The sequence below is a fragment of the Ercella succinigenes genome (genome assembly GCF_900002895.1).
In genome coordinates, this window is the sequence record NZ_CDHP01000004.1 from 19,336 (window position 1) to 38,044 (window position 18,709).

Annotated in this window: 16 protein-coding genes; 1 reads left to right on the forward strand and 15 read right to left on the reverse strand. The window is 38.5% G+C overall.

Annotated elements, in window-relative coordinates:
- Positions 1-71: 71 nt before the first annotated feature.
- The 8 genes from AC0KSB_RS01500 to AC0KSB_RS01535 form a co-directional block, all read right to left on the reverse strand.
- Positions 72-476, reverse strand: coding sequence for a hypothetical protein (locus AC0KSB_RS01500; protein ID WP_472306016.1), 405 nt, complete (start codon positions 474-476; stop codon positions 72-74).
- Between the two features lie 435 nt (positions 477-911).
- Positions 912-1,370 (reverse strand): hypothetical protein, encoded by a 459-nt coding sequence (locus AC0KSB_RS01505; protein WP_472306018.1) that lies wholly within the window; start codon positions 1,368-1,370, stop codon positions 912-914.
- Positions 1,371-1,468: 98 nt separating this feature from the next.
- On the reverse strand, positions 1,469-3,268 hold the full coding sequence (locus tag AC0KSB_RS01510) for a hypothetical protein (RefSeq protein ID WP_472306020.1): 1,800 nt from the start codon (positions 3,266-3,268) through the stop codon (positions 1,469-1,471).
- 287 nt (positions 3,269-3,555) lie between these two features.
- Entirely contained in the window at positions 3,556-4,008 is a 453-nt protein-coding gene (locus AC0KSB_RS01515; protein ID WP_472306022.1) for a hypothetical protein, read from the reverse strand.
- 104 nt (positions 4,009-4,112) lie between these two features.
- Positions 4,113-4,631: an RNA polymerase sigma factor gene (locus tag AC0KSB_RS01520; protein WP_472306024.1), complete on the reverse strand. Its 519-nt coding sequence runs from the start codon at positions 4,629-4,631 to the stop codon at positions 4,113-4,115.
- 532 nt (positions 4,632-5,163) lie between these two features.
- Entirely contained in the window at positions 5,164-5,934 is a 771-nt protein-coding gene (locus AC0KSB_RS01525) for a DUF3037 domain-containing protein (RefSeq protein WP_472306026.1), read from the reverse strand.
- A gap of 4 nt (positions 5,935-5,938) precedes the next feature.
- The gene (locus tag AC0KSB_RS01530) at positions 5,939-6,724 is read right to left on the reverse strand and encodes a HipA family kinase (protein ID WP_472306028.1); all 786 of its coding nucleotides are present in this window, start codon (positions 6,722-6,724) and stop codon (positions 5,939-5,941) included.
- Between the two features lie 206 nt (positions 6,725-6,930).
- Positions 6,931-7,926, reverse strand: a complete 996-nt coding sequence (locus AC0KSB_RS01535) for an exonuclease domain-containing protein (RefSeq protein ID WP_472306030.1) — start codon at positions 7,924-7,926, stop codon at positions 6,931-6,933.
- Positions 7,927-8,767: 841 nt separating this feature from the next.
- Here AC0KSB_RS01535 and AC0KSB_RS01540 point away from each other — a divergent pair.
- On the forward strand, positions 8,768-10,165 hold the full coding sequence (locus AC0KSB_RS01540; protein WP_472306032.1) for an ATP-binding protein: 1,398 nt from the start codon (positions 8,768-8,770) through the stop codon (positions 10,163-10,165).
- Between the two features lie 365 nt (positions 10,166-10,530).
- Here AC0KSB_RS01540 and guaA read toward each other — a convergent pair whose 3' ends face one another.
- The 7 genes from guaA to AC0KSB_RS01575 all read right to left on the reverse strand — a co-directional run bounded on the left by guaA (position 10,531) and on the right by AC0KSB_RS01575 (position 18,694).
- A complete protein-coding gene (gene guaA, locus AC0KSB_RS01545) occupies positions 10,531-12,066 on the reverse strand; it encodes a glutamine-hydrolyzing GMP synthase (RefSeq protein WP_472306034.1) in 1,536 nt (511 codons plus the stop codon).
- Positions 12,067-12,095: 29 nt separating this feature from the next.
- Positions 12,096-13,370, reverse strand: a complete 1,275-nt coding sequence (locus AC0KSB_RS01550) for an adenylosuccinate synthase (protein ID WP_472306036.1) — start codon at positions 13,368-13,370, stop codon at positions 12,096-12,098.
- Between the two features lie 182 nt (positions 13,371-13,552).
- Complete coding sequence (locus AC0KSB_RS01555; RefSeq protein ID WP_472306038.1) at positions 13,553-14,776, reverse strand: LL-diaminopimelate aminotransferase; 1,224 nt, start codon at positions 14,774-14,776, stop codon at positions 13,553-13,555.
- 1 nt (position 14,777) lies between these two features.
- Positions 14,778-15,743, reverse strand: a complete 966-nt coding sequence (gene dapF, locus AC0KSB_RS01560) for a diaminopimelate epimerase (RefSeq protein WP_472306114.1) — start codon at positions 15,741-15,743, stop codon at positions 14,778-14,780.
- A 103-nt stretch (positions 15,744-15,846) separates the two neighbouring features.
- Positions 15,847-16,443 (reverse strand): ANTAR domain-containing response regulator, encoded by a 597-nt coding sequence (locus AC0KSB_RS01565; protein WP_472306040.1) that lies wholly within the window; start codon positions 16,441-16,443, stop codon positions 15,847-15,849.
- Between the two features lie 55 nt (positions 16,444-16,498).
- Entirely contained in the window at positions 16,499-17,830 is a 1,332-nt protein-coding gene (gene glnA, locus AC0KSB_RS01570; RefSeq protein ID WP_472306041.1) for a type I glutamate--ammonia ligase, read from the reverse strand.
- A gap of 126 nt (positions 17,831-17,956) precedes the next feature.
- Complete coding sequence (locus AC0KSB_RS01575) at positions 17,957-18,694, reverse strand: type 1 glutamine amidotransferase (protein ID WP_472306043.1); 738 nt, start codon at positions 18,692-18,694, stop codon at positions 17,957-17,959.
- Positions 18,695-18,709 lie beyond the last annotated feature (15 nt).

Consider the following 18,709-nt stretch of genomic DNA (forward strand, 5'->3'; position numbering starts at 1 on the left):
CCCAGCAATTAATTTCCTGGGAAACCTCCCAAAAGAGTCTTATGTATGGTTTTTGGCATATCACCAAATTACTATCTGAAGTTGAAATTCCACCAAGCCGTTGATTGATGCTGGCAAATATTATCAACAAAATAATAAAAATATGATTTCCCTCTTACAGATCCGGGATAAAGAGTTTGTTGATGGGACTTTGTATTGGTTTTTTTTGTTGATTCATAAGCTAAAACATTTCCAGCATTGTAGCCTGTTTCGTAGCTAATAAGACCTATAAATTGCATACTATTTTCTGTAGCAGTTGAATTAATTTTTGCATAAGTATTTTTCGAAGAGTTATTGGCTCCATGCGTAAATGTAAGATTTCCTTTAACAGCAGCACTTACAGGTGCCACTAAGATAGCAAATGCAATTATAATAATAAAAGCAATGGCAACTTTTTTCGGGTTAAACTTTTTCATGTTTTCTTTCATGTTTATCATTTATTCCTTTCTTTACAATAAGTATAAACAGCATTAAAAGTTCTGTTCTATCATTTATCCTTTTTTCGAAACGAATATATTAACAAATAGCATAAAACAAGAGAAAAGCATCGCCTCGGAAATAGGCTCTCATTGAACTATGACCTCCTTATCTTCTATCGTATGTATTAAATTCAAAATTCTAATTTGCTTTGATTTTAAACCACATACTCTTTTTCTAGAAACACTCACTCATTGCGCAAAAAGCAAGCAGTTTAATTTATCGACAAACAACAAACCGGTTTCGTTTCGATACTTTAAATTTATCAAAAAAAAAAAAAATGTCAACTAATAACTAAGATAACAATTACAGATAATTTACATAAATATTTTCATCTTTATCTATTCATACATTAATTAATATAAGTCTTATTATCGGACACATAAAATCTAATATCATGTATCACATTGCACCTCATGGCAATTATTATTCTGCGTTCTCCCTTTTATGCTATCTGCCAGTTGAGCACCAGCCCATATGCCTATCAAAGGTCTGACAACACTATCGGAATCAAACATAAATTCAAATGAAAACCGGGGTCCAAAGATAACGGAGATAATCGTTTGAGTAATAATAATGATTCCAGGAAGAACAATAATCAAGAAACGAGCCCAATCAAATTTGTTTTGGGTTTTCCAACGTTTTATAAGATCAGGTAATCTGATTAAAAAACCAAACAAAAGAGGGTATATACTAACGAAACTTACTAATGGGATTAATTTATAATCGTAGATAAATAATTTATGGAAAAAAACTTTGACTTGCTCTAAAATCAATATCAGTATTATGAATACGACAAGCTCTGATAGCCGCAAAATAAAAGGAGATATAAGAGAAAACTGTTTTTTAGTCATAGGGATTCCTCCTCAAATTCGTTTATAAATTTATGCCTCTATATACTATAACGATCGGGATGACCATTTTGTGACAGATTTTTGCGGCCAACTAAATATCAGTATATCAGTCTCTGTAATGCCATCTTCGTCCTGTCATCAATTTCCAAAATATCATTTTCTATTTGTTCGGTGCGATCTGCGAGCGAATTCGGTATTAAACCTTCGACTGCATAAACTACAGTTTGAAGCTCAATATTCATATCTGCAGGCAATTCATTGCCATTCTCACATATGTAAATGTTGGCTTTAGGGTAGAAATATTCGGTATAGTCGGATGGATTTTTCAGCCAGACATTTTCCGTATAGAGCACAAAATTGAATTCGCTATCTTGTGTAATTCCGGCAGCCGCAAGCTGCTCGGTCAGATCGAGCATCAGGAGATTCACCGGACGCAGATAACCCGAAGCAATATATTTGCCAGCGTCGCCTTGCACCTTTGGCTTCGCGATATGAACGAAACCTGTTAGTAAATTTGCGACGATCGCTATTATTATTATTGAGGATATAGGAGAAATCTTCCCGATTAATTTTGACTTTATACTTGTGTTGCTTGCCTGCCAGAAGCGATTTCTGTAACGCTTTATCAACCCTGGCTCGTCTCCGTATCCTGTCAGTGCAAGTAACCAGCCAGTTACAAGAACAGGAACTGTTATCAGAGTGCGAGAGAAAGATATGGGTGCTGGGTATACGGCATATCCCTGCAACATTTGCGATAGCATGAATACGGCTATTGTCCAGCCTGATATCACAAAATGCAGCTTACCAAGCCGGAAACCAAGTCCTGCAATCAGATACAGCCAAACAAATGGAAGTAAAAACGAAGCATAGACGGCAGGCTGATGCAGCAAAGCAATTTTCAGTCCGTCTGCGGCTGCTTTAGCCAGTTCAGCTATTTCATTGCTGCGTAAAACCGATGCTCGGTCACCTCTACCGAAAATTATTGAAAATACAAGATTGAGTGTGATCACACTGGCTGAAATCAGATGAAAGGACTTGAAAAATCCTCTATCGCAACTCATCAGGCCGACACATAGGAGTAGAAGAATTAAAAGACAGACTACTGCCAGAGCGGTGGTGTAGCAATATATCAACATGATGCCGGTCCAGACAATAGCGAAAGCGGTAAACAGAGTAGGTTTACTGTAGAAATGAAACAGCCAGCCAATCAGCTGCAAAGTGAAACATAAAGGATAAAGAGTGTGTTCGAAATAGAGATAGTACTCAGTAACATAGGGAAAAGCTATCACCGCAGTCAAGCAGAACATTACCAAGGACTCACCTTTTGCCAGGTTTTTATGCTCTGTCCATTTTCTTAGACCATCAGCAAATATGATCAGACCCAGCCAGAACGGCCAGGCAAAACCTATTTTTAGCGCCATATATGTTCGTCCGAGAATCAACGCAGGCCAGGCGCTCAGCAGATACTGTCTGGCTGGATAACCCAGAAAAGCCTGACCGGTATAGTTCATATCAGCCTTGCCGTAAGCTGCCAGTCCCGCCGCCATCTGCTGTGTCGCATCTTGACCCAAAACACTACGAGAATTGTCAATAATCGGCCACAATAACAATAAGACACCGGCACAAGCCACGAACAACGGCAGAATGTTTTTGTTTTTGATATCAAGGATTAGCCTATATATCCCGCGATAAATAATCATGCAGCCAATAACGAAAGCGCTGACAAGCCACAAGCGCGGGGTGAGCCATGAGAAAAAACTTATGCGCAAATATGTCATAATTTCAATCAGCAGTGATACTGAAACAGTAATGGCGAATAGCAAGAGAAATGGTTTTGAATTTAGTTGATCAGAATATTTTGAATTATCCTTTTCCAACATTTTAATGCTTTTCTTCATACTTCACCTTCAGGAGCACTTTATTTATACTGACAAATTAAAATCCTAAAAACTTGCCATCAAACAATTGACTGACAATGCTCATATAAATATATTAACGCAATGACAAGCTGTTGTAAAACTATACACAGACAATTTAGATACTGCAAAAACTACAAAACTATCAAATCTGCAGATACTGAACACTTATTATACCTATGAACTTGATATCAATCTCGTTATACAATTCAATAAAAGTTGTTTTTTATTTTAGTCCATACATCGTTGGTTTGACGCTCACGACTATTCTATTCAGATTCCTGCAAAGCTTTAATTATGTCTTCATGCGTTTTAGGACTCAATTTGTAAATGGTATAGTACTTTATGTTTGAATTATCTGCTACAGCCAAATACTCACCATTCAAACTATAGATAACTTCTTGAGACGAACCTTTGAGCATAATTTGAAAACTTATACTTCCTGTCCGAGCATCGGGCAATCTTAGAACACGCTTTGATTTTTTCACTTGTTCAAAAGTTTCACCAATCTGTTCAATCTGTTCACTATCATCAATTTCATAACTATGCCTTATGCCTTTGTAATCAAAGTACTCGACTTCTAGTATAATGTCTTCTTGATTCCACCAAGATCCATAAACCGGCATGGTTTTGATACTTACCCAGATAAAAGCCAACAAAGCTGTTAGCAATACAAATCCAGCAGCAACTATCAATTTTTTCTGAGCATTTAACTTTTTCATTGAACCCTCCACATTTCTCAATTGGTAAATACGAAACAACACCGAGCTGCTAAAACAATAATTAGCTCGGCTAGATAGATCTTACTAATTAGACACATTAAAGTTTAAGTTTTGTTGGAATTGCAACGACTCAGGAAAGCTGACATGCCAAACAGCAATGCCAAACATAATGACAATACCATTATAAGACCAAGCCAGAAGTCGAAATTGTTGAACAGTTGTATTCCATCTGAACTTCTTGATTTCCCTGACCTAAATAATGTAGTCGCAAGGGAGATCCAAAAAACAAATACTGATCCAAGTGTAATTTTTACTGAGTATAGTGCTTTTGAATATAACCATCTTATCGTTCCAGTTGGTTTGTTTAGAAGTGATGCAATTTCACGATGTTTAATATACAGCCATGTTTTATGGCCAGTGCTAGGAAATTTATCTTCCGGCAACTGAAATAGTTTTAATAAGACGTTTTGACTAATATCTTCTGCATCTTCTTTGTTTTTACAAATTGAATAAGCTATTACAAAGATTATTCGGGAATAATTTTTCTCAAATTCACATAGTGCTACACTATCACTTTTAGAAATTCTATCCAGGAGTTCTGACAGTTCTCGATCATTATTCAAAACTGATTGCCCCCCTTTTATGCCCATTAAATATCAAACTACCATTAATTTTATCATATTTACTCAACTCACTCTAATATCACCAAAAAAATGTCATGGTATGGGGAGGTTTTATTTCTCACACCGCACCTTGAAACCCAAATATAGAAAAAGGAGATAACAAGCGATGATGACATCAGAAAAAACATCACGATGAAGCAAGATTACATTAGACCCAAGCCAACTAATTATGCCGTCAAGGTTTTCCTGATTGACACCAAGATCATGCCTTTCTTCAAAAACATGTCGATTGACACGCTTCAAAGCTGATTGAGGAGATCGCATCACGGTTCGATCAAAGGCGTCAAAACCTACGAAAAAAGTCAAAAGACCTTGAACGCTATTACGCTCATAGTGCCCTTTGACCTTGTAGATAAATATTAATCAAAATAATTATAAAAAATCCGCTCACTAAAAACCAATGTTTACTCTTGTTATCCGATTTTGTTTAGGGTTATCAAATCAACTTGAATACACTATGAACAAACCTATTCTACATAGCTAATGCACTGCTTTTTTCAAATGAATTGAAATAATCTGTTGACTCTGTAACTGATAACACTTTAGCATTACTATTCTTTAGGATATTAATTGCCGCTGATACATTCTTATCTGCTACATTTTCAGAATCAACAATAATGATGGTCTTCATATTGTCTTTCATCTCATCTGCTATGTGAGCCCATGCTCTAACATAATAAATAATTTTGCTCATATCTTTATTCTCAAAACTAAAATTTTTAATTCCGTATGATTTTATGTTTTGAGTAAACACAAGATCATAATTAACAGTTTCGCTGTAAATTCCATATACTGATTCATCAGTGAACGAAATATCTTTTGCTTTCAAAATTTTCTTAATGAACAGCTTTTGATCCTGTATTGATGGTCTTTTATTCTTTGAATAATCAAAACGCAAGTACATTCTTTTGGTTTGCTCTATTAATGCTTCTACAGAATCAGTTGTTTCAATTCTAGTTACCGAAGAAAAGCTAAACTCGTTAGTAAAATCTCTGATAAAATCTCTCCAGTTTGTTTGGCTAAATAATCCCGGCTCTACCTGCTCCTTAATTCCCTTCATATAAAGCTTGAAAAAATCTATATCTAGTTCATCATCGAAAGAAGTGACTCTTCGCCAGTTATTTGTGTGCTCAAACAAACATTTATCCATTTCAGGCAAATTGAAGAGAATACCCACATTAATTTTCTCGCCACTAATAATAGATGGACTATATGTAAGCACTGAATACTCTATAAAATTCATAACCTCACCTACCATTCCGATAATTCATTATAACATTACATATCTCTTCAAAGCGTAACGATCTGCTAATCAAAAACTCTTCTAATGCATTACACATGCTTTGCGGTGGAAGAATACTTTCAGGTGTGTCATGTATAATATCATGAATCAACTCCCTTTTAAACAGAGGAAACTTTTCTTGGGCTAGCATTTTTATTCCATAACGATCTCTAGATTTAGTACTAAAAAACATACTATAAACTTCTGAATTCTCACGCATGATTGTACTGTCAGATGAAATTGAGTCTTTATTTATCAATTCAAGGTCGTTCTCAGACCAATCTGCTGTATCAGAAAAAACATGAGAATGATCAATGATATACATTTTTTTGTCCCTGTAATTATATAAAATGTTTCCGGGATTTCTGTCAGCGTTATATATCCAATGATCAAAAAGTAATACAGATCCAAAAGTATTGATATTCTCGATTCTATTAATAATATTTGGCAATAATCTTGCTGCTGGAGTCACAACTGTTGAACAAAAACAAATCCCTTTACACTTATCATCAAGCGGAACCTGCAGGACTGTACTATCATCAATAATACCCCAGAAAGCTTCAGGTATAGGCAAATCAAAAAGTCTTGCCAAATTATATGAAACCCACTCATTGAATAATACTCGATTACCTTCACAGTTGTTATAGGTCTTTAAAAAAACAGATCTTCCGTCATCTGTCATTGCCTTTAAGGGGACTGTACAACCATTCGCTTGCTGCTCAGTAATTTTGCCTATGTGATAGACTTCCACATTCATTCACCTGAATAATTCTATAACGATTACTTGATAAAATAATACACTAAACATATTCTAGAAACAAATAATCATCCGATTATCAAAAATAAAATAATGCTAATAACTTGAATCAATTCAATAACGCGATAACTTTACAGAATGATCTGGAGTATCGCCAATAACTTACGTGACAGCGTCGACGAAGGAGATTTTAATCAATACTATCCCCCACTAATCAGCTCATAGAAAACATTTTCGGAAATTATTTCAATGTCCTGACCTGCCAAGAGGTAACTCTCGGCTTTTTTCATTTTTGAACTCTTGCCGTCTTTAATTCTCTTAACATAATCAAGATTACCAAGGACTAAATAATTGGTTTTTCTCGTCACTTGATCTCCACAGATACCTCCAAGATCAACAATCATTTGCATGGCATCTTTGCGACTCATTTTCTCCAGCGCGCCTGTGAAAACACAAACCTTGCTAAATAAAGGATGATTTTTATCGAATTCTGTTTTGTCAGTAAAAACATCTTTTGATCTTGCCTGATTGGCAAAATAGCTTTTGCTTGGTCGTCTGCTGAAGCTATTTATGAAGTCTGCTTCAGATATTGATTTCTTATCAAGTTCCGCCCTTAACTGTCTGTAACACTCAAGGCAGATTATACAATCCTGCTCTCCTCGATGAGCTCCTTTATACGACACACCATAATAAGCAGCGATCGTTTTCAACTTATGGTTCTCAGTATTCTTAATCAATTTTCTGGCAATTCTCAAGACGTCAACAAAATCATTGCTCAGATAATAACCAGCTTCAGATAACGCATTATCATATAGGAAGTTAATGTCGAAGTTTACATTATATCCGAGCAGAATATCTTCCGGCCTGATAAATCTAAGAAAATACTTCATGACCTCGTCAACTCGAGGTGCGTCTTTTACCATTTGGTTTGTAATGCCGGTAAGATTTGTAATAAACGGAGCAATATCATTCCAAGGGCGAATGAGCATAGAAAATCTATCGATCACTTGATCCTCTTTTACCCTGATTGCCGATATTTCAATAATTTCGTTATAGCGAGCATCACAGCCAGTTGTTTCGATATCGACCATGACAAATTCATCAGGGAAAGTGATGATGCTATTCCCCTTTTTATCTCGCTGGGCTGTGTTTTGCTTAACTTCACAACGACCGTCAGAATAGACATTCCATTGCATAGCATAATCCTCCTGCAATCCAATGTTTATTTTATCATATCAACAATTTTTCCCCGCTACCTAAAACGATAACAAAATCACAGTTTCTAACTTATTTTGTTGGGTAATTGTTATAACGCGTCAAAAAAGGTCGTTTTTGTCTCATATTTTCCATTATTTTTAAGTCTCGGGAAAAAATCAGCACGCAAATAGCACGTTTTTCTGGCCATTACTCCCCTGCCTCGAATACGTATAAAACGAATGATCACAAGCCGTTTCGATGCCAAAGAGAGCGTTAACGATACGTATTTGCAGTCAGGTACTGGTATTTTGACTCGATCACTGTGATCTCATCCAAAATGAATTGCGAGAGGTCATACTGGACAACAGTATTATCGCAAATATTCCCAACAGCGAAAATGCTGATATTCATAGTTACGGTATCTGCCCCGAAGGAACAACGGATTTTAACAACTATAACAATTATTCCTAACATCAGGATGATGGCTTTTATGTCTCTGTTTTCTCTGTGGATGGTGATTTGTTCGAATTACGAACATCAACTCTTAATGAAGAAGAACTTGTTCAGTTTGCAAGTGATATTTTGAATAAATAAACCAAAAACTTTCAGAGGAACCAAGTGGAAATTTCAACCGTTCTCCATCTGGTTCCTCCCAATGCATACCCTGAATAATTGAACTGAATAGCTAAATTGTACAGAGTGGTTCAATTGTATCGACTCCATTTTTACCGCAATACGATTCGACGAATCGTAATTCGACATAATTGACTTGTTGTCTGAAAGATAATATAATTATCGCATGATAATTCGACGAAATATAAAGCGATAAAGAGGTTTGTTATGTTTATCGGTCGACAAAGAGAGCTTGATGAACTAGAGAAAAAATACCATACATCCGGTTTTCAGATGTTTGTTCTATATGGCAGACGTCGTGTAGGAAAAACCCGCTTGATTCAAGAATTTTGTAAGGATAAGAAGACAATTTTTCATGTAGGTATTCAACAAACCAGAGATATGCAATTAGAATCGTTTTCTCGAGATATATTGAAGCAATTGCCCTCTGAAGGATCAGAATTCATTCGCAAATTCCAAAGCTGGCAGGATGCATTCAGCTATATTGCGCCAAAAACAAGTAAGCAACGAATCATTTTGGTTATTGATGAATACCCCTACATTGCTCAGTCTGATCCTTCGGTATCTTCCGTTTTACAAAAGGTAATCGATCACGAATGGAAAAATACTGAGTTGTTTCTAATCCTTTGCGGCTCATCAATGAGCTTTATGGAAAATCAAGTGCTTGGTTACCAGAGTCCATTATACGGAAGACGTACAGCACAGATGAAAATACAACCATTGCCATATTGGGAAAGTATCGATTTTTTTGACCATTGGCAATGGCAGGATAAACTTTACGGCTATGGTGTTTGTGGGGGAATCCCCCAATATCTGGAATACTTTTCTTCTCATAGAGATTTTCCTTCAGCAGTAAAAGCAGAACTACTATCGCTTAGCGGGCACTTGGCTGAAGAACCAACAAATTTAATGCAACAGGAAATGCGTGAGCCAAGTATTTATAACAGCATTATTGACGCTATAGCAAGAGGGAAAACGAAACAAAATGAAATTGCGAATACCGTTGGCAAAGAAACAAAGGATATTACGTCTTATTTAAGAGCACTTCTGGATTTGGGTATTATTGAAAAGAAACAACCAGTTGAGGAAAATAATCGCAAAAAAGTAATCTACTCCATTGCTGACAATTTATATCGATTTTGGCATCGTTTCATGCCAAAATCTCTTTCCCTGATTAGTATGAACATGGGAGATATCGCCTGGAAAGAAGTAGTATTACCAGAACTTGATACTTATTTCGGACAAATCTTCGAGTCCATTTGCTTGCAGTATACCCAGAAAGAAATTCAAAAAGGAAATATCAAGCCTATATATCTCCACTATGGACAATGGTGGGGCAGCAATCCAGCAAGAAGAAGAGCAGAAGAGATCGATATCGTAGCCGTTAATGACAGCGATATCTTAGTTGGCGAATGCAAATGGCGCAACGAAATCATGGACAGCAGTACCCTCGCCTTGCTAAAAGAACGGGGCGATTTGATCCGTCGAGGCAGAACCATAAAATATATACTTTTCTCAAAGACAGACTTCTCTGAAGATCTGAAACGAAAAGCTGAACTCGAGAATGTAATTATCGTAAAAGCACATGATATTGTAAACAAATGATGGAAAGAATCATTGCCTAACTAACCTTCCCTTTTCGTTGTAAATTGCAACGAAAAATGCAACGATTACGTTTTCGTTGCATTTCAATCTGCCGTGATAATGACACCCTAGTATCACCGCCCACTTGCAGATGTTCCGCTATTAAATTTGCGACCTTCCAATATAATCTAGACTCGAATTCCTTCGCCGGTCCTCGGTTTCGCCTGCGGAAGCTTAGTCATTGCGAGTCTAGAGTGATTAGCATTTAATAATATTAATAAAGTGGAAGATTTCTTTCTGCGTTTTTACCGACTTTTTGAAGTCGTTGCATTTATTCATAAGGAGCGTAGCGACGAGGACCCGGGAGCTAATTTAACTAGCGGACATCATTCCCACTCAATCGTCGCCGGTGGTTTGCTCGTAATATCATAGACAATGCGATTAACATTTCTAACCTCATTTACAAGCCTTCTGGAGATCAAATCCAGCACATCATGCGGGATTCTGGCCCAGTCAGCAGTCATGAAGTCGGTGGTGGTTACTCCACGCAGGGCAATCGTATAATCATATGTTCTTTCATCACCCATGACACCAACAGACCTGATACCGGTGAGAACAGCAAAATATTGATGAATATCTTTGTTTAGCCCGGCATTTACAATCTCTTCGCGGAAAATTGCATCAGCTTCACGCAGGATTGCAAGTTTCTCTTCTGTGATATCACCTATGATTCGGATAGCAAGTCCGGGACCCGGGAACGGCTGTCTCCAGACCAGATCAGAAGGTATTCCCAGTTCCAATCCGGCTTTTCTGACTTCATCTTTAAACAGATCACGTAGCGGCTCTATGATGCCTTTGAAATCAACATCGTCCGGCAAACCGCCTACATTATGGTGGCTTTTAATTACCGCTGCATCACCGGCTCCGCTTTCGATTACGTCTGGATATATTGTTCCTTGCACAAGGTAATCAACTTTTCCGATTTTTTGTGCTTCTGCCTCAAAAACACGGATAAATTCTTCACCGATTATTTTTCTTTTTTGTTCAGAATCTGTAACACCTTCCAGTCTGTCAAGGAAGCGTTTCTGGGCATTTACACGGATCAGATTCATATCAAATTCTTTTTTGAAAACACGTTCAACTGTGTCGCCTTCATTTTTGCGCAGCAGTCCATGATCTACAAAAATGCAGGTAAGTTGCTTACCTACTGCTTTGTGAATCATAACAGCAGCTACAGATGAATCAACACCGCCAGATAATGCACACAGTACTTTTCTGTCACCTATCTGCTCTTTCAATTTTTTGATCGAGTCTTCAACGAAAGTTGACATTTTCCAGTCCCCGCTGACTTTGCATATCTTGTAGAGAAAATTGCGCAGCATTTTACTTCCTTCTGGAGTATGCATTACTTCCGGATGAAACTGAACAGCATAAAAACTGCTGTCCGAATTCTCCATAGCTGCAATAGGACATGTGTCAGTCCAGGCAATACGAGAAAAGCCTTCCGGCATTTTTTCAATGTGATCAGTGTGGCTCATCCAGCATGTTGTTTCACTGCTGATGCCTTCAAAAAGCTTGCTTTCGGAGTTAATACAAATATCGGTTTTGCCGTATTCGCGCTTGTCAGGGCGCATGACGGTACCTTCAAGCATAACGGACATCAGCTGAGCGCCATAACAAATACCTAATATCGGCAGTCCCATTTCATATATTTCATTGCTGCAGCGAGGTGCGTTCTCCGCTGATACGCTACTTGGGCCACCGGTAAAAATAATGCCTTTGTAATTTCCGGCACGTATTTTTTCTATTGATGTATTGTATGGTAAAACCTGGCAGAAAACATTATGTTCTCTTACCCTTCTTGCTATGAGCTGATTGTACTGTCCGCCAAAGTCCAGTACCAGAATTGATTCATGTTCCAATATTGTCTTCCTCCTTGAATCAACATTGATTATCTATGTATGATTTCATCTCTTCTTGGTCCATTTGATACCATTTTTACTGGTACTCCGAGTTCTTTTTCTATGAAAAGAACATATTCCTGTGCTTCTGCCGGTAATTTTTCAAATTCTGTGATGCCTCTGACATCACTTTTCCATCCTTTAAGCACTTTAAGTACCGGTTTTGCCTTATTCAGTAAAGTTGTTGCCGGGAAATCCTTGCTGACTTCGCCATCTATTTCATAACCTACACATACAGGAATCTCATCAAGATAGCTTAGTACATCTATAGCTGTTAATACTACCTGAGTTGCCCCTTGTACTTTGCAGCCATAACGAGTTGCTACGCAGTCAAACCAGCCCATACGTCTGGGGCGGCCTGTGGTTGCGCCAAATTCTCCGGCATCACCGCCAAGTCTTCTTAACTCATCTGCCTGATCGCCAAAAATCTCACTAACAAAAGCACCTGCGCCTACAGCACTGGAATATGCCTTTGTTACTGTTATTATATCTTTAATTTCATAAGGAGGAAGTCCTGCACCCACAGCGCCATAACCTGCAAGCGTTGAAGATGAGGTGGTGAAAGGATAGATACCAAAATCAGGGTCTTTCAGTGATCCGAGCTGACCTTCCAGAAGAATTGTTTTATTTTGTGCCAGTGCATCATGCAGGAAAGTTACAGTGTCTGCAACGTAGGGCTTTATCATTTCACGCCACTCTATCAGCTGATCATATATTTCATCTACCGAAAGTGCAGGTTTTTTATACAAATGCTCCATAAGAACATTTTTGGTTACGAGCACACTTTCGATTTTCTCTTTGAGATATTGGTCATCGTATAATTCACTGACCTGAAAACCGATTTTGGCATATTTATCTGAATAAAAAGGAGCGATTCCTGACTTGGTAGAACCAAACTGGCGATCGCTTAATCTTTCTTCTTCGAACTGATCGAACATAATATGATAAGGCATTACAATCTGTGCACGGTCTGATATCATCAGTCTTGGTGCGGGCACACCACTTTCTGTGACATGCTTCAATTCCTTCATCAGTGCCGGTATATTTAATGCAACACCGTTACCGATAATATTAACTGCCTTTTCGCTAAAAGAACCTGAAGGCAAAAGATGAAGAGCAAATTTGCCATAATGGTTGATGATGGTATGTCCGGCGTTTGCGCCACCTTGGAATCTGATTACTACATCTGCTTGTGCAGCCAGCATATCAGTTACCTTTCCCTTACCTTCATCGCCCCAGTTAGCACCTACAATAGCTCTGATCATTTTAAATCCTCCTTCGGAATCTGAAAGAATCAAGGCTGAACACCCCGATCATTCTGTTGTTAAAAAGAGAAAAGACGTCCCTGTAAAGAGCACGGGACGCCTCTCCCCAAATATTATATAACGCTGATATTTGCACTGTCAAACCAAATTTGCAAGTTCAGACTTTCTAAATTTCATGCATTTTATTGATAAATTGATGTAATACGCGCAATAGCCTCTGCTGTTTTTTCTGCAGAACCAAAAGCAGTAAGACGGAAGTAACCTTCTCCGCAAGGGCCAAAACCACTTCCAGGAGTTCCGACTACTCCTGCTTTTTCCAGCAGAAAATCAAAGAAATCCCATGAGCTCATGTTGTCCGGTGTCTTTAACCAGATATAAGGGGCATTAACACCGCCGTATAATTCCCAGCCCAGTTTATCCAGTCCTTGCATAATAGTTGCTGCATTCTTCTGATAATAAGCAATAGTTTCTTTGATTTCCTTTTGCCCTGCAACACTGAATACAGCCTCACCTGCTCTTTGTGTCAGATAAGATGCACCATTGAATTTGGTCGACTGCCGGCGTGACCAAAGTGAATTAATAGATGTTCCGTCTATTTTCAGTTCTTTAGGAATTACAGTATAACCTAATCTTATCCCTGTAAAACCGGCCAGCTTTGAAAAACTGCAAAATTCAATTGCACATTCCCTGGCACCTTCTATTTCAAAAATACTATGTGGCAGATCTTCGGTTATAAAAGCTTCATAAGCTGCATCATAAAGAATTACAGAACCATTGCTGCGAGCATAATCGACCCATTGTTTTAGCTGCGCTGCATCTATTACCGATCCGGTAGGATTATTCGGAAAACAAAGGTAAATCAGATCTGGTACCGGCTGATCTGCCGCCGGAATCTGTGGCACAAAATTGTTGTCGCTTGTACACTTAAGATATGTCAGGCGATTCCAATAACCGTCCGGCATATAATCGCCTGCTCGTCCTGCCATCGCATTTGTATCCACATACACAGGATATACAGGATCACATACCGCAACCGTACTGTCAGCAGCAAATATATCACCTATATTCCCTGTATCACTTTTGGCTCCGTCACCAACAAAAATCTCATCGGTTTGAATATTCACGCCTCTAGGCGCATAATGAACCTCAGCTATTTTTGCTCTTAGAAATTCATAGCCCGCTTCCGGTCCATAACCGTGAAAAGTCTCGCTTTTACTCTCGTCTTCAACAGCTTTGTGTAAAGCTTGGACGACGCTTGGGGCTAAAGGTTTGGTTACATCCCCTATACCCAGCTTGATAATTTCCTTTTCAGGATTATTCTCTATATAAAGGTTAACTCTTTTTGCAATTTCAGAAAAAAGATAGCTGCCTGGCAATTTAAGATAATTTTCGTTGATTTTTAACATTTTAAACCTCCGCTTCATAGCAGCCTTCAAAAGCAAAAGCTGCTGGACCTGTCATAATTACGTGATTTGTTGTCTCATTCCATTCAATATGCAATTTGCCGCCATTTAAATGCACAGTCGCCGACCGGTCACTTTTACCGGCTAGAACAGCGGCTACAAGACTTGCACAAGAACCGGTACCACAGGCCATTGTCTCACCTGATCCTCTTTCCCATACTCTCATTCGCATATTTTTTTCGTCAATGATTCTAACAAACTCTGTGTTTATTCTATCTGGAAACAGGCTATGATTCTCAAAATATGATCCGATAGAATCCAGCTTGAGTGTTTCGACGTCTTCCACAAAGGTTACTACATGCGGATTACCCATGGATACTGCTGTGAGATTCCAAGTTTTTCCATTAACATCTACAGGCTGGTCTATCATATTCACATCAGGCCAGTTTACAGGAATCTGCTCAGAAATAAGAATAGGTTCTCCCATATCTACCGACACCTGATCAACAACTGTTTTATGAGTATTTTTATTTTGAGCCATCTCACTGTCTGAATCTTTAGAAACAAAATTACTGCAAGTAGTCTGATCATTTGCACTTAACAAAACAGTCTCTATCTTCAAATTCACAGTTTTTATCCCCGAAAGAGTTTCTATTTGCATAACGGTTTTATCGCAAAGGCCTCTTTCATAAGCATATTTCGCTACACATCTTATAGCATTACCGCACATTTTCCCTCTTGATCCATCACTGTTATACATATCCATCATAACATCTGCCTTATCGGAAGGACGAATCAAAACTAAACCGTCAGAACCAACGCCAAAATGCCTGTCACTTATCTGCTGAGCAATTACAGCAACGGTTTCAGTGTCATGACACCATTGGGGCTCGGATTTGGTTTTACCTTGAGGAATTGTGCACACATAGACATAGTCATTGCCTATACCATGCATTTTGCTGAAATTTATTTTGATTTTATTTTTTTGAATATCTTCTGGCATAGTTTGGCCTCCTTGCCATTTTTCTATTCTTAAGTTTAAAAAGTTGTTTGCTAATGTAATTGTAAGCAAACTAGTTACCAAGAATCTGCCTTGCAAGCTCAACCAGACGGACACCACTTTCCATGCTCTTTTTTTGCAAAAACCTGTGGGCTTGAGCTTCAGACATCTGTCGGCGATTCATCAAGACATATTTTGCCTGTTCGATTATTTTCTGTTCTTCCTGACTACGCTGATGAGAAGTCATCTTGTCAGATTCAGATTTTTTGCGCTCACTTGATCCTGAAATAGAGTCAGGATCAAGAACTGCTGTATATTTAATCTGGCGTGTATCCAACAGCTGTTTAACGCTATCAGCCAAAGAAGATGTCTTGAATGGCTGCGCTAGAGTGAAAAGGCCGGGGCTGCTCAGCATACCATGCTGATGTGATGTAACCACAACAAGCATATCGTAATCATCTGGTAAAAGCTCCATCAAAGCCTGGGCAGTTAAATCCGGTAATTTCCAGGGACAAAGCACAACGCCCCCTCCTGGAAGTCTATTGGCATTTTGTAAAACCTGAGCAGCTGTAGTACATATAGCAGAAGTAGTCAGTCCACAGCTTTGGAGCAGAGTTTTGACCTTATGCGCCAATGTCTGATCTGGAAAAGCTATTATGAGTTGACGCATCTATATCCCCCCTTTGGCTCCTTGGAAAACTCAGTAATAATTACTTCTCACATGATTAGAACAAATGCAAATAATGATCAAGTTCCCATTGGCTTACGGATATTCTATAATCATCCCATTCTTTGCGTTTGGCAGTCACGTATCTATCCATGACATGCTCTCCCAGAACTTCATGTACCAGCTTATTTTCTATCATAGCATTTATTGCTTCAGACAGGTTAGATGGAAGCTGCTTTATACTACAATCTTTTCTTTCCTGCTCTGTCATCTGATAGATATTCTGATCAACAGAATCACAAGGCATCAGGCCTCTCTTGATACCATCAAGGCCTGCGGCAAGGCATAATGCCAATTCAAGATAAGGATTACATGACGGATCCGGACTTCTTAACTCAATTCTGGTACCATTGCCTCTGGCAGCAGGTATTCTGATCAGAGGACTGCGGTTCTGAGCCGACCATGCGATATAGCAAGGGGCTTCATAACCTGGAACCAATCTCTTATAAGAATTGATCAAAGGATTTGTGACTGCACAAATACCGCTGACATGTTCGATCAGGCCGGCAATAAAATGTTTTGCGGTAACTGAAAGTCCATCTTCAGAAGCAGGATCGTAAAATACATTCTCACCATTTTTTGATAAAGACATATTCGTATGCATTCCTGAACCATTAATACCGTAAACAGGTTTAGGCATAAAGGTTGCATGCATGCCATATCTTTTTGATATCGCTTTTACAGCTAATTTAAAAGTCATAATATTATCGGCAGTTTTCAAAGCCTCATCAAATCTAAAATCAATTTCATGCTGACCAGGTGCTACCTCATGGTGTGATGCTTCAATTTCAAAACCCATATCCTCAAGCGCAAAAACAATTTCTCTACGTACATCTTCACCTTGACCGATGGGCTCCATATCAAAATACCCACCCTGATCATGGGAAACATTGGTCGCTTTTCCTATTTCATCTTGATGGAATAGGAAAAATTCACATTCAGGACCAACCTGAAAATCAAAGCCCATGTCATTAGCTTCTGCAATAGTTTTTTTCAATATATATCTTGGATCACCGGCAAAAGGTTTACCTTCAGGTGTATAAACATCGCAGATTAATCTGGCAACCTTACCTTGCTGTGGCCTCCATGGAAAAACCACAAAAGTATCAAGATCCGGTCTTAGGTACATATCTGATTCTTCTATTCTGGCAAATCCCTCTATGGACGATCCGTCAAACATGCACTCATTGTCCAGTGCTTTTGTTAACTGTCCTGGTGTTATGGCAACATTTTTCAAAATGCCAAAGATGTCTGTAAACTGCAGTCTGATAAATCTTACATCCTGCTTTTCAACCATTTCAATGATGTCTTCTCGTGAATAGTTTCGCATTTTATATCCCTCCCTTAGGATTTTTCAAAACAAGTAAAGGCGCCCACAATCAAGGTAAATGTGGAACGCCTTTGCTCACGTCATCTGCTATTCATTTTAAGGTTGTTTGGACTAGGATGTCAACCCTTAGCTGCAAGTTTGTATATATCTTCTTGCATTTTCCGCTAATTCGTCGTCAATTTTAGGCATATTTTGCAAGCTCTGCCCATATTTATGCAAGGCCAGCTCAATCAGTCTATCCGCCATGGCAGGATTTTTTGGCAAAAAACTACCATGTGCATAGGTGCCAAAAGTGTTTTTATAAATAACACCCTCGGTTTTATCTACACCATTATTACCGCCACCGCTAAGGACACTTGCCAAAGGCTGGACATTTTCGCCCAGCCAGGTACGCCCTGCATGATTTTCAAAACCAATCAGAACAGGATCCAGACCAAGATCAGCCAAATAGCTGCTTTGAGCCACCAGATTTCCTATAATTCTGCCGTTTTCACTTTTAGTATAAAAATCTATTATGCCAAGGCCTTGTACTCTGCTGCCATCTTGTTCTTCGTAATAATGTCCCATCAACTGATAGCCTCCGCAGATACAAAGGAAAACCATTCCGGCTTCCACTGCTGCACGTATCTCGGAGCCTTTATGCTCAAACAAATCATCAAATAGCAGATTCTGCTCATGATCCTGTCCTCCGCCCATAAAGACAATATCATATTCAGAGTGATCAAATTGCTGCCCAATGCTCACGGGGTGAATTGAAACATCAATACCTCTCCACTCACACCTTTTTTTCAAAGTAATCAGATTGCCTCTGTCACCATATAAATTTAATAAATCAGGGTATAAATGACAAATATTCAGATGCATTATTAACTCCTCGGT

Excerpts from the sequence above, each read along its gene's own strand:
- AC0KSB_RS01500 (WP_472306016.1), bottom strand. The coding sequence starts at position 476 with ATGATAAACATGAAAGAAAACATGAAAAAGTTTAACCCGAAAAAAGTT.
- AC0KSB_RS01505 (WP_472306018.1), bottom strand. The coding sequence starts at position 1,370 with ATGACTAAAAAACAGTTTTCTCTTATATCTCCTTTTATTTTGCGGCTA.
- AC0KSB_RS01510 (WP_472306020.1), bottom strand. The coding sequence starts at position 3,268 with ATGAAGAAAAGCATTAAAATGTTGGAAAAGGATAATTCAAAATATTCT.
- AC0KSB_RS01515 (WP_472306022.1), bottom strand. The coding sequence starts at position 4,008 with ATGAAAAAGTTAAATGCTCAGAAAAAATTGATAGTTGCTGCTGGATTT.
- AC0KSB_RS01525 (WP_472306026.1), bottom strand. The coding sequence starts at position 5,934 with ATGAATTTTATAGAGTATTCAGTGCTTACATATAGTCCATCTATTATT.
- AC0KSB_RS01535 (WP_472306030.1), bottom strand. The coding sequence starts at position 7,926 with ATGCAATGGAATGTCTATTCTGACGGTCGTTGTGAAGTTAAGCAAAAC.
- AC0KSB_RS01540 (WP_472306032.1), top strand. The coding sequence starts at position 8,768 with ATGTTTATCGGTCGACAAAGAGAGCTTGATGAACTAGAGAAAAAATAC.
- AC0KSB_RS01550 (WP_472306036.1), bottom strand. The coding sequence starts at position 13,370 with ATGATCAGAGCTATTGTAGGTGCTAACTGGGGCGATGAAGGTAAGGGA.
- AC0KSB_RS01555 (WP_472306038.1), bottom strand. The coding sequence starts at position 14,776 with ATGTTAAAAATCAACGAAAATTATCTTAAATTGCCAGGCAGCTATCTT.
- AC0KSB_RS01565 (WP_472306040.1), bottom strand. The coding sequence starts at position 16,443 with ATGCGTCAACTCATAATAGCTTTTCCAGATCAGACATTGGCGCATAAG.
- glnA (WP_472306041.1), bottom strand. The coding sequence starts at position 17,830 with ATGCGAAACTATTCACGAGAAGACATCATTGAAATGGTTGAAAAGCAG.
- AC0KSB_RS01575 (WP_472306043.1), bottom strand. The coding sequence starts at position 18,694 with ATGCATCTGAATATTTGTCATTTATACCCTGATTTATTAAATTTATAT.